Here is an 11,648-nt window from a genome sequence, read left to right as displayed (position 1 = left end):
GCAAGCCCAGCATCAGACCGATATCCAGACCGCGGTCAGCCAGGCAAAGATGGAGGTTGGAGCCCAGGTAAAGGACCTGCAGACCAAGTTCCAGGAACAGCGGCAAAAGTGGGAGAAGATACTCAACGACCTGCGCACGCGCAACGACGAGCTTTTAAAAGCCAACCAGGAGATGGAGCAGCAGGTAGAATCGCTGAGGGAACGCCACAGCGCCATGATCCAGGAGTACGCCGACCTGAAGAACCAGAGCCAGCAGGCCGCTTATCAGCAGGCAGCCGCCGAGATCCGCATACCGGAACCGGTTGCGGCCGCACCCGATCCATCCGAACTTAACCTGCCGCAAACGATGATCCATCCGGAGCCAGTTTCTGCATCATCCAACCCGTCCGAACTAAGCCTGCCGCAATCGATGCTCCAGCCCGAGCCGGCCGCCCAGATGGAACCGGAGATCCACCCGATGCCGGAGGTCAGGATAGAAATGCCGTCATCCGAAATGGATATCCCGGCCAGGATCCAGACGGAGGCGGTGCTGGAGATCCCCCAAGCCGTGGAGGCGCCGCCGGATGATAACAGCGACCTGATGGCCGAGCTGGAGGCTTTGGAACAGGAAATGAAAAAGCTCAAGGGTTAAAAGGATCAACTGCCAATGCCAGAACTGCCTGAAGTAGAAACTGTCAGACGAGACCTGAACCGCCTGCTGGCTGGGAGGGTCATAGGACCGGTCCAGGGCCTTTTTCCCGGATCGGTCAAAGGGATCGGTTTTAAGAAATTTGCTGGGATCATCCAGGGGGCAAAAATTGCCAAGGTGGACCGGCGGGCCAAATACCTATTGATATCATTGGGCTCGGGCCTGACCCTGGTCATTCATCTTAAGATGACCGGGGTGCTGCAGCACCAGCAAAAAGATGATCCTTTGCCCAGATCGGCCAGGATCATCTTTTATTTTAAGGACGGCACCAGGCTGGTGTTTTCCGACCAGCGCAAATTCGGTTCCATCAAGCTGACCGATGACCCAAACGAACTGCCGGAGATCAAGAAACTGGGGCCGGAACCATTGGACGGGAAATTCACTCCGGCGGTCTTAAAGCAAAGGCTGGCCGGGCGCAAAGGCCCGGTCAAGACCGTGCTGCTGGACCAGACGGTGCTGGCCGGGCTGGGGAACATCTACGTGCTGGAAGCATTGCACCGGGCGGGGATAGCGCCCCAGCGTTCGGCCGCCCTGCTTAAAGACGAACAGATAAAGAAACTGCACTCCGCCATAGTCAGGACACTCAAGGAGGCCGTGGCCGCCCGGGGCAGCTCGGTGGACACCTACCGGGACGGCCAGGGGAAAAGCGGCTGGTTCCAGGTGAAGCACCGGGTCTACGACAAGGAAGGCTTAAAATGCAAGAAGTGCGGGCATACGATAGTCAAGGAGATGTTCCGGGGAAGGGGGACATATTGGTGCCCAAAGTGCCAACGGTAGGGAACTGATGATAGGGACTAGGGACTAGATGTTAGTGAGGGAATGATATAATTGGATCGCAGCTAAAACACAAATCAGAAAACAGTAAACAGTAAAAGTCATATGAAAATTGGATTGATCTCCGACACCCACGACGACCTGAAGTCCTGCTACAAGGCCTGCGAGGCCTTTAAGGCGGACGGCGTCAAGACCGTGCTGCACGCCGGCGACATGATCTCTCCGTTCATGGTGCCGGTGTTCGAGCAGGCCAAGCTCAAGCTGATCGCCGTGTTCGGCAACAACGACGGCGACAGGGTCTACCTCTCCCAGAAATTCCAGGAAGCCGGGTTTGAACTGCATCCCGGGCCCTACGAGTTCGACCTGGGATCCCGGCGGATCTGCATGATGCACGAGCCTTACTGTCTGGAGAGCCTGGTCAAGTCCGGCAACTTTGACCTGGTGGTCTACGGCCACACCCACAAGCTGGACATCAGGGAAGAGGGGACGCTGGTCATCAACCCCGGCGAGGGCTGCGGGTATCTATCCGGAAAACCCACCTGCGCGGTGGTGGACCTCTCCGACATGAGCGGCCGGATAATAGATCTCTAATATGCCACCCTTCGATACACACTTCGGCCTTGCTCAGTGCGTCGCTCAGGGTAAACTCCATCACAGAGACGCAGAGCCGGATAAAGATTTAAACGGCAAAAAAAATAAACTGACAGCATTGCTCAGAAGCTACGGCAGTGCCCTGATCGCTTATTCCGGCGGGGTGGACAGCACCCTGTTGGCCGTGCTGGCGCGGGAAGCTTTGGGAGACAAATGCCTGGCCGTCACGGCCGTCTCGCCGATCCACAGCAATCAAGAAGTTGAAACATCCAGGGCTTTGGCCCGCAAGTTTGGAATAAAGCATCTGGTCATAAGATCACGGGAGCTCAATAGCCCGGTCTTTAAAACCAATCCGGTCTCGCGCTGTTATCTCTGCAAAAAAATGCTGTTTGAACAGATCAGGGTCCTGGCTAAACGCCGGGGGATCCCCGTTGTCATTGACGGCAGCAATGCCGAGGACCTTAAAACCTACCGCCCGGGCTTAAAAGCGCTTAAGGAACTGAAGATAAAAAGCCCCCTGGCCGAAGCCGGTTTGACCAAGAACGAGATCCGGCAGTTGGCAAAACAAAAAGGCATTGCCGTCTGGAACGCTCCGGCCAATGCCTGCCTGGCTACCAGGATCCCTTACGGGGCGGCCATCACCCCCAGGATACTGAAACAGATAGAAAGATCGGAGCAGGCCCTGCGCCAGTTGGGGTTGAGCCATTGCCGGGTGAGGCACCACGGGGAACTGGCCCGGCTGGAGATACTTTCATCTGAGTTTGACAAAGTACTTAAGTCTAAAGACAAGATAATTGGCTCCCTGCGCCGGGCCGGATACAAATTCATTGCCCTTGATCTGGCCGGATATCAGTCCGGTTGTTTCGATACTCAAACGATAAGCGGGAAAAATGGAAAAAGATAAACTGAAGAAAATAATAAAGGACATCCGGGCTGGAAAACTGACGGAAGACAGGGCGTTGGAAGCATTGCGGCATCTTCCTTTCCGGGACCTGGGTTTTGCCAGCATCGACAACCACCGGCAGCTGCGCCGGGGGGCGCCGGAGGTGATCTTCTGTCAGGGGAAAACTCCCTTACAGACCGCCAAAATATTCAAGGCCATGGCGGGAGGCGGGCTGGTGATGGCCACCCGGGCCGCTCCGGAGCATTATAAGGCGGTTAAAAAGATGAACCCCGGCGCGGTGTACCATTCCGTGGCCCGGATCATAAGCAACCGCAAGCCGGTCGCTTCCAAAAGCGCTGAATACATCGCGGTGGTAACGGCCGGGACCTCGGACATCCCGGCGGCCGAAGAAGCTGCCGTTACTGCGGAACTGCTGGGGGCCAAAGTCGTCCGTTTATGGGACGTGGGCGTGGCCGGGATCCATAGACTTTTAGACAAGCGGGAGATATTGCAGAAAGCCCAAACCGTAGTGGCCGTGGCCGGGATGGAAGGGGCTTTGCCCAGCGTGGTCAGCGGCCTGGTGGCCTGTCCGGTGATAGCCGTGCCCACCAGCGTGGGCTACGGGGCCAGTTTTGGGGGGATCACCGCGCTTTTGGCCATGCTCAACAGCTGCTCGCCCGGCGTGGCAGTGGTCAACATAGACAACGGGTTCGGGGCCGGTTACCTGGCCTGGATGATCTCCAAGGGAAAGAGCTGATGAATACGATCTACTTTGACTGCCCCACCGGGGCCTCGGGCAACATGATCCTGGCCGGACTGATAGACGCCGGGGCCAGTTGGAAGAAAATAGAAAGCTCATTGAAACGCCTGCCGGTCAAGGGCTGGAAGGTGGCGCTGGCCAAGGTGACCCGCCAGGGCTTAAGCGGACTGCATCTGGAAGTTGTCCAGGGGCCGCAACCCTGCCGCCATTTAAAGGACATAGAGGGCATCATCAAAAAGGCCGGGCTGTCAGGTTTTGTCACAGAGAATTCCATCGCCATATTCACGAAACTGGCCGAAGCCGAATCAAAGGTTCATCGTACTTCCATCGACAAGATACACTTTCACGAAGTGGGGGCGGTGGACGCCATCATAGACATCGTGGGCAGCTGCCTGGCGCTGGAAGACCTGGGAGCCAAAAGAATGTTCTGCTCGGCCCTGAACGTGGGGCACGGCCAGGTCAAGTGCCAGCACGGCATTCTGCCGGTGCCGGCCCCGGCCGCCGCCCAATTGCTGAAGAAAGCGGCGGTCTATCAGAACGAACTGGCCGGCGAACTGGTGACCCCCACCGGGGCGGCCATCATCACCCACTTTGCCGAAAGCTTTGGGCCGATGCCCCAAATGGTCCTAAAGTCGGTTGGGAACGGAGCGGGTACTCGGGAACTGGCCCAGCCCAATCTTTTAAGGGTGCTGGCGGGGGAGTTATTGCCCGGCCGCAAATGCCCACACAACATCGTGCTGCTGGAAACCAACATCGACGACCTGAACCCCCAGGTATACCAGCATTTGATGGAAGACCTTTTCAAGCAGGGCGCGCTGGACGTGTATTTCACGCCCATCCAAATGAAGAAGAACCGTCCGGCGGTGATGCTCTCGGTGCTGACCAACCCGGAGAACGAGGCCCTGATGCTGGACGCGATCTTTGCCGAGACCACCACCCTGGGCATCCGCCGCCGGGAGATGGAAAGATACACCCTGCCGCGGCAGGAGATAAAAGTAAAGACCGCCCATGGTGTTGTCTCCGGCAAAAAGGCGACCCTGTATGACGGGTCGCATAAGTTCATCCCGGAATATGAGGAATGCAAACAGATCGCCCAAAAAAGCGGCCAGCCCCTGATGAAGATAATGGAACTGGCCAGGGCGCAATTCATAAAGGACCAAAAGAAATAACCTATGGACATCACACTAAGAAGTCTGGGCTTAAAGCCCAAATTGTCAAAGGTCATCTGGGATTTTTTCATGATCACCGTGGGCTGCGCCCTGATGGCGCTTTCCTACGACCTGTTCCTGGTGCCCCACAAGATCGCCCCGGGCGGGGCGGCCGGGATCAGCACCATCCTGCATTACCTGTTCAAACTGCCGGTGGGGGTGGTGATCTTTGCCGTCAACATTCCGCTGTTCATCTGGGGGATGCTGGAGTTCGGCAAGAAGTTCGGGTTCCGCACCATCTATGCGGTGTTCGTCACTTCCTTTCTGACCGACTTTTTGCAGGCCATGTTCCATTTTAAGGCGGCCACCCAGAACGCCATCCTGGCGGCGGTCTACGGGGCCATACTGCTGGGCATAGGACTGGGGCTGGCCTTTAGGCACCAGGCCACCACCGGCGGCTCGGACATAGTGGCCCAGATCATTTCCAAGTACTCCAACGCCACCCCGGGCATCGGCATCATCATGGTGGACTTCTTCATCATCGTGCTGGCCGGGCTGACCTTCCGCAGCGTGGACCTGGCCCTGTACGGCCTGATCACCCTGTACATCTCCAGCCGGATACTGGACGTGATCCTGGAGGGCTGGTCCTACAACAAGGCGGCCTATATCATCTCCGACCATCACCAGTTGATAAGGGGCGAAGTGGTGCTGGAGATGAACCGGGGCGGCACCATGTGGGTGGGCAAGGGATTTTACAAGGGCACCGAGCGCACCATCCTGTTTTGCGTGGTCAGCCGGAGGGAGCTGGTGCAGTTGAAGGAAATTGTCAGCCTGCTGGATCCCAAGGCCTTCATGGTGGTGACAGACGTCAAGGAGGTACTGGGGCACGGGTTTACCTCTTGGTCAAAGGTGGCTGAGAACTGATGATGAAAAAGTTACCACGTTATATTGGTGTTTTTGAACAGCATGGGCCAGTAGGATTAGTATTGGCAATATGGTACGCGATTTTCTGTGTCATCTCCTATAATGTCCCTAATGCACGAGAACCCTTCTGGAAGATATTAATTGTAGCCGTATCCGGTACTTTGCCTTTTACGATTGTCTTTTTTTTCAGCCTTGGTCTGTCATACCGGTTTGGCTATGTTTGCAAAGACTCAGAGTTGCCATTAGAATTGAGGAAAATAAAAAGTTTCCTTTTACGTAATAACAACCGTATGTTAATCAAAGCAGCAGCAGCAAATTTTTGCATCCCATTATTAGCGTCATTTCCCTTTATTTTATTTCATATTCGTGGTGAACAAAGACCTGATATTTCTGATATTTACACGATCCTATCATTGTCAAGCTTCGGTAATATGTCAATGATGGGAATAATGGGTTTTGTACAGTATAAATCAATTGCTAAGAATTGGAATGAAATACAAAATGACTATAAACCTTGGCCAGACAACTTACCATCTGACCAAAAACAGAAAGCCTTGGCGGATGAAAAAACAAGAAATCGACCCTTAACGGAATATGAGAATCGTCTTGCAAAAATTTGTTACGGTAGTGAACAACGAACAAAACACAAGAAAAAAAACGAATAAAGTATGAAAAAGATTCTAACAGGAGACCGGCCCACCGGGCCTTTGCACATAGGGCATTATTTTGGTTCGCTGGTGGAACGGGTGAGACTGCAGGACCAGTACGAGACCTATGTCCTGATCGCCGACGTTCAGGCCCTGACCGACAACTTTGACGATCCCCAAAAGGTGCACGACAACATCATCGAGGTCACTCTGGACTACCTGGCGGCGGGGATAGACCCCAACAAATCCACCATCGTCATCCAGTCAAAACTGCCGGCCATTGCCGATCTGACCATCTTCTTCATGAACCTGGTGACGGTGGCCCGGGTGGGCCGCAATCCCACGGTCAAGGAGGAGATCAAGCAGAAAGGTTTCGGGGAATCACTGCCCTTCGGGTTCTTTGCCTATCCCGTCTCCCAGGCGGCCGACATTCTGTCCTTCAACGCCGACCTGGTGCCGGTGGGCGACGACCAGCTGCCGATGATCGAGATGACCCGGGAGATCGCCCGCGATTTCAACCGGATCTACGGGCCGGTGTTTGTGGAGCCGGAAGCCAAGACCGGCAGTTTTGGGCGGATCAAGGGTTTGGACGGGAATTCCAAGATGAGCAAGTCGCTGAACAACGCCATAGACATCAAGGACAGCGCGGATGATACCGCCAAGAAGATCATGAGCGCCTACACCGACCCCACCAAGGCCCGCAAGGACGACCCCGGCCACCCGGACGGCTGCATGGTCTACGCCTATCACCAGATATTCACTCCCGGCCACGCCGCCATAAAGGAGGAGTGTTTGAAGGGCGGGCGGGGCTGCGTGGTCTGCAAAAAGGAGCTGATAGCCAACATGAACGGTTATTTTGCCCCGATCCGGCAGAAGCGCATAGAACTGGGTAATGACCTGGGTTATGTCAGGAATGTGCTGAAGCAGGGCATCATCAAGGGGCAGGAAGTGACAGGGGACATCCTGGAAAGGGCCAAGACTGCCATGAAGATAGATTACCGGGATATATTGGGGTAATAATTCTTACTGCTTATCCGATTACCACGGGAAATAAATTGCACAGAAGGTGCCAACCCCGTAAGTCGCGTTAAAACGATCAGTGAGCATAGCAGTTGATGGCGGTTAAAAGCTTGTCTGGCGTGTTTGAGGGCTTGGCCAAAGCCCGAGTTCAGACAAGCCCGCCGGCAACGAGAAGCGCAACGCCTGGAGAGTTTTAAGCGACGAGCTTTTTCTTTTGGTTCTTTTCTTGTTGGCGGTACAAAAAGAAAAGAACATAACCGGGCTAAAGACAAATAGTCTGCAGTTGATACTTCGATTTGTCAAGCAAGGGGTCTGTCTCAGTATGACAACATTGAACAAGCAAGTGGTCTGTCTCAGGATGACAAAAGCACCATAAATGGAGGAAACATTTTGAAAGACCTAGCACAACACGCCCTTAACGTGGCCGAGGTGGCCGGGGCCACCTACGCCGACATCCGGATCATCAACGATGAATCCGAGCGGGTGGAGGTCAAGGACGGCCAGGTGGGCAGCATCAATCGGGGAACCTCCGGCGGCTTCGGCATCCGGGTGATAGTTAACGGGGCCTGGGGCTTTGCCTCCAGTCCCAAGATCGACAAGGCCGAGATCGAGCGGGTGGCCAGGCTGGCCGTCAAGGTGGCCAAGGCCAGCGCCCTGCTTAAGGTCCGCGACCTGGAGCTGGCCCCGGTGGAGAAGTACATAGACAAATACGTCACCCCGCACAAAAAGAACCCGCTGGAAGTTCCGCTGGAGGAGAAGATCGCCCTGCTGCTTAAGACCGATGCCGCCATGCGCCAGGTGAAGGGGGTGAACATCACCGAATCCCGGATCGCGGGCTGGGTGGAGGACCAGCTGTTCGCCTCCACCATTGGCTCGGTGATAGAACAAAGGATAGTGCAGTGCGGCGGCGGCTACACCGCCACCGCCGTCAAGGACGGCGACGTGCAGTACCGCTCCTATCCCTGTTCCCACGGCGGGCAGTGGGAATCCAACGGCTACGAGATGATAGAGGGACTGGACTTTGCCGGGAACGCCGGGAGAACAGCGGAAGAAGCGGTGGCCCTGCTTTCGGCCGACCAGTGCCCGTCCGGCGAGAAGGACATCATCATCGAAGGCTCCCAGCTCTCGCTTCAGATCCACGAATCAGTCGGGCATCCGCTGGAGCTGGACCGGGTGTTCGGCAGCGAGGCCAACTACGCCGGCACCAGCTTTGCCACCACCGACAATCTGGACAAGCTGAAATACGGTTCCGACATCGTCAACATTTCCTCCGATCCCACCTGTCCCATGGGCCTGGGCAGTTACGGCTACGATGACGAGGGCGTAAAGACCCACAAGGCCGATCTGATAAAGAACGGCCTGCTGGTGAACTACCTGTCATCCCGCGAGACCGCCAGGGTCATCGGCAAGAACTCCACCGGGGCCATGCGGGCCGACGGCTGGGGCAACATGCCCATCGTCCGGATAACCTGCATCAACCTGGAGCCGGGCACAAAGTCAACCGAGCAGATAATCTCCGAGACCGATGACGGCATCTACATGGCCAGCAACAAGAGCTTTTCCATCGATGACCGGCGCTCCAACTTCCAGTTCGGAACCGAGATCGCCTGGGAGATCAAAAAGGGCAAGCTGGGCCGGATGCTGAAGAACGCCACCTACACCGGGTTCACCCCCCAGTTCTGGAACGCCTGCGACGCCATCGCCGGGCCAAAGGACTGGAAGATCTGGGGAACCGCCAACTGCGGCAAGGGCGAACCGGGACAGCTGGCCAGGACCGCCCAGGGCTGTGCGCCGTCAAGGTTCCGGAAGATCAAGGTCGGCGTGGTGCCGGGGAAAAAGTAGCGGCCATATATCGACACTGATGGACACTGACGATGAACATGCAGTGAACACAGTCTCAAAAAATAAAAATCATTTGAACGGAAATAAAATGTTGATAGATAAAAATCAGGCCCACGACATCTGCAAAAGGGCGTTGTCCTTTGCCAAAGAAGGCCAGGCCGAAGTTATCCTGACTCAGACGGCCAGCCCGCTGACCAGGATCGCCAACAACACCATCCACCAGAATGTGGAGACATCGGACATCGACATCTCCCTGCGGGTGGACCTGGAAGGACGCTCGGGACGGGCAACCACCAACCAGTTTGACGACGAGTCGCTTAAAGAACTGGCCAGGCGGTCCGTAAATGCAGCCCGGGCCATCACCAGCAAACAGGAACTTCCGCCGATGATGGGGCCGCAGCAATACCGGGAGATCCCGGCCTTTGACCAGAGTTCGGCCTTCATGGAGCCGGAGCAGAGGGCGGAGATGGTGCTTAAGGCCGTAAAACTGGCCCGGCAGGAAAAAGTGGAGCTGGCCGGACTGGTCAACAACACACTTTATGCCACCGCCATGGCCAACAGCAATGGGTTGTTCGCCTATCATAACATGAGCACCCTGCGGATGGAGCTTACCGCCCGTTCCGGCATTACAGCCGGACGATTTGCCCAGACGGCGCGCAAAGCAGGTGAGATTGACCCGGAGAAGATCGCAGCCATCGCCATCAAAAAGTGCCTGGGCGGACTCAATGCCAAGGCGCTGGAGCCGGGGGATTACACCGTGATCCTGGAGCCCGAAGCGGTCACCACGCCGTTAATGTTCCTTTCATATCTTTCTTTCGGCGCCCTGGCGGTCCAGGAGAACCTGAGCTGCCTGTCCGGGAAGATAGGGCAGAAACTGATGGGTGGCAATATCACCATCAGCGATGATGCCTACAATCCCCTGGCGGTCTGGGCCGAGCCATTTGATTCCGAGGGCATGCCCAGGAAGAAGGTGATGATCATAGAAAAAGGGGTGGCCCGCGGTCCGGTTTACGATCTGAAAACAGCGGCCAAGGACAGGACAGAGACCACCGGCCACGGCCTGCCCCAGCCCAACACCTACGGCCCGATGCCGCGGAATCTGATCCTGGAAGGCGGGAATGCCTCGCTGGAGGACATGATCAAGTCCACCAAGCGCGGGGTGCTGGTCACCCGTTTCTGGTATAACCGGGTGGTGGACCGCAAGATCCCCGTCATCACAGGGATGACAAGGGACGGCACCTTCCTGATCGAGGACGGCAAAGTGTCCTGCGGGGTCAAGAATATGAGGTTCAACCAGGACCTGGTGGAGTTCTTTAACAATGTGGAGACGCTGGGCGTGCCGGAGAGCCAGGAGAACATGGTGGTTCCGCCGCTTAAGGTCAATAATTTTCATTTTACCGGGCTGACCGAGGCCTAGAGTATGTTCTTTTTCTTTTTTGTGCCGCCAACTAAGAAAAAGAACCAAAAAGAAAAAAGCTCGTCGCAAAATACTATCCGGGCCACGCTTACGCCAAGGCTTCAGCGGACCCGCATTGCGCTTCTCGTAGTCGGCGGGCTTGTCTGAACTCGGGATTTTGCCAAGCCCTCAAACAGGCCAGACAAGCTTTCTTCCGCCGTCAACTGCGATGCTCACTGATAGTATTTAACGCGACAACCGGGGTTGAACCCTGTTGATTAACCGATATCCCGAGTAAATCGCTGATCATCCTATCAAAATGATAAGGACACAGATATGAGTGATACAAATAAATATGCCGCAGGCCGGATAAAGATCCGCCCGGCCAGGCCCTCGGACAAGGCTGTGGTGCTTGACTTCTGCAAGCATACCTTCGGCCGCTGGGGAGATTACATGCCCGAGGTCTGGGACCAGTGGGTAAAGACCAAGGGCGGCCTTTTCTTCGCGGCCACGATAGAGGACAGGCCGGTCGGTGTGGGCAAGATCACCATCCACCGGCCGGGCGAGCTTTGGCTGGAGGGCTTAAGGGTTGATCCCAAGTACCGGGGGCACGGTATCGGCCGCATCATCCAGGACTACACCTGGAAGAAGGCCATGAGCCTGAAACCCCGGTTCATACGCTATGCCACCGGATCCTACAACAAGATATCCCAGCATCTGGGGAAGTCCAAGTCCATGAAGATAGCGGCCGAGTTCGACGAATACGCCGGCAAACTGCTCCCGGCCAAGGAGACCGTCATGGTGCCGGCCAAGCCAAAAGAATGCGGGGAATATCTCGGCTTTTTCAACCGCGACCGCCAGGCCAAACATTGGAAGGGGTTGTATCTTGACAGTTGGTCGGCCAAGACCTTTGACCAGCAGGCGCTGGAAGGCTTGATCAAGCAAAAAAGGGTTTACGGGTATTACGACCACCGA

At 55.9% G+C, this 11,648-nt stretch carries 12 protein-coding genes; all 12 read left to right on the top strand.

The features are described 5' to 3' along the window. Positions 1 to 631: hypothetical protein (locus tag Q7U71_07755; GenBank protein MDO9391651.1), on the top strand; the 631-nt coding region annotated here is incomplete at its 5' end. A 15-nt stretch (positions 632 to 646) separates the two neighbouring features. Then, positions 647 to 1,465, top strand: coding sequence for a bifunctional DNA-formamidopyrimidine glycosylase/DNA-(apurinic or apyrimidinic site) lyase (gene mutM / locus Q7U71_07750; protein MDO9391650.1), 819 nt, complete (start codon positions 647 to 649; stop codon positions 1,463 to 1,465). Positions 1,466 to 1,567: 102 nt separating this feature from the next. Then, positions 1,568 to 2,053, top strand: coding sequence for a metallophosphoesterase (locus Q7U71_07745; GenBank protein MDO9391649.1), 486 nt, complete (start codon positions 1,568 to 1,570; stop codon positions 2,051 to 2,053). Between the two features lie 109 nt (positions 2,054 to 2,162). Further along, complete coding sequence (larE, locus tag Q7U71_07740; protein ID MDO9391648.1) at positions 2,163 to 2,957, top strand: ATP-dependent sacrificial sulfur transferase LarE; 795 nt, start codon at positions 2,163 to 2,165, stop codon at positions 2,955 to 2,957. Then, entirely contained in the window at positions 2,944 to 3,693 is a 750-nt protein-coding gene (larB, locus tag Q7U71_07735) for a nickel pincer cofactor biosynthesis protein LarB (protein ID MDO9391647.1), read from the top strand. Before larE ends, larB begins: the two co-directional genes overlap by 14 nt. Continuing rightward, the gene (larC, locus tag Q7U71_07730) at positions 3,693 to 4,865 is read left to right on the top strand and encodes a nickel pincer cofactor biosynthesis protein LarC (protein MDO9391646.1); all 1,173 of its coding nucleotides are present in this window, start codon (positions 3,693 to 3,695) and stop codon (positions 4,863 to 4,865) included. Before larB ends, larC begins: the two co-directional genes overlap by 1 nt. Before the next feature lie 3 nt (positions 4,866 to 4,868). Continuing rightward, a complete protein-coding gene (locus tag Q7U71_07725; protein MDO9391645.1) occupies positions 4,869 to 5,768 on the top strand; it encodes a YitT family protein in 900 nt (299 codons plus the stop codon). Then, positions 5,768 to 6,433: a hypothetical protein gene (locus Q7U71_07720; GenBank protein ID MDO9391644.1), complete on the top strand. Its 666-nt coding sequence runs from the start codon at positions 5,768 to 5,770 to the stop codon at positions 6,431 to 6,433. The genes Q7U71_07725 and Q7U71_07720 overlap by 1 nt, the downstream gene beginning before the upstream one ends. Positions 6,434 to 6,436: 3 nt before the next feature. Then, positions 6,437 to 7,432 (top strand): tryptophan--tRNA ligase, encoded by a 996-nt coding sequence (trpS, locus tag Q7U71_07715; protein MDO9391643.1) that lies wholly within the window; start codon positions 6,437 to 6,439, stop codon positions 7,430 to 7,432. 393 nt (positions 7,433 to 7,825) lie between these two features. Next, a complete protein-coding gene (locus Q7U71_07710) occupies positions 7,826 to 9,277 on the top strand; it encodes a TldD/PmbA family protein (GenBank protein ID MDO9391642.1) in 1,452 nt (483 codons plus the stop codon). A gap of 88 nt (positions 9,278 to 9,365) precedes the next feature. Beyond that, the gene (locus Q7U71_07705; protein MDO9391641.1) at positions 9,366 to 10,694 is read left to right on the top strand and encodes a TldD/PmbA family protein; all 1,329 of its coding nucleotides are present in this window, start codon (positions 9,366 to 9,368) and stop codon (positions 10,692 to 10,694) included. Positions 10,695 to 11,009: 315 nt separating this feature from the next. Then, on the top strand, positions 11,010 to 11,648 hold a 639-nt coding region (locus Q7U71_07700), incomplete at its 3' end, for a GNAT family N-acetyltransferase (GenBank protein ID MDO9391640.1).

Source organism: bacterium (assembly GCA_030655055.1).
In the GTDB taxonomy this organism is placed as follows: domain Bacteria; phylum Edwardsbacteria; class AC1; order AC1; family EtOH8; genus UBA5202.
Note: the sequence above shows the minus strand (reverse complement) of the source record. Positions and strands in the feature narration are given on the sequence as shown.

Coding starts and splice junctions, on each gene's coding strand:
- mutM (MDO9391650.1), top strand. CDS start 647: ATGCCAGAACTGCCTGAAGTAGAAACTGTCAGACGAGACCTGAACCGC.
- Q7U71_07745 (MDO9391649.1), top strand. CDS start 1,568: ATGAAAATTGGATTGATCTCCGACACCCACGACGACCTGAAGTCCTGC.
- larB (MDO9391647.1), top strand. CDS start 2,944: ATGGAAAAAGATAAACTGAAGAAAATAATAAAGGACATCCGGGCTGGA.
- larC (MDO9391646.1), top strand. CDS start 3,693: ATGAATACGATCTACTTTGACTGCCCCACCGGGGCCTCGGGCAACATG.
- Q7U71_07725 (MDO9391645.1), top strand. CDS start 4,869: ATGGACATCACACTAAGAAGTCTGGGCTTAAAGCCCAAATTGTCAAAG.
- Q7U71_07720 (MDO9391644.1), top strand. CDS start 5,768: ATGATGAAAAAGTTACCACGTTATATTGGTGTTTTTGAACAGCATGGG.
- trpS (MDO9391643.1), top strand. CDS start 6,437: ATGAAAAAGATTCTAACAGGAGACCGGCCCACCGGGCCTTTGCACATA.
- Q7U71_07705 (MDO9391641.1), top strand. CDS start 9,366: ATGTTGATAGATAAAAATCAGGCCCACGACATCTGCAAAAGGGCGTTG.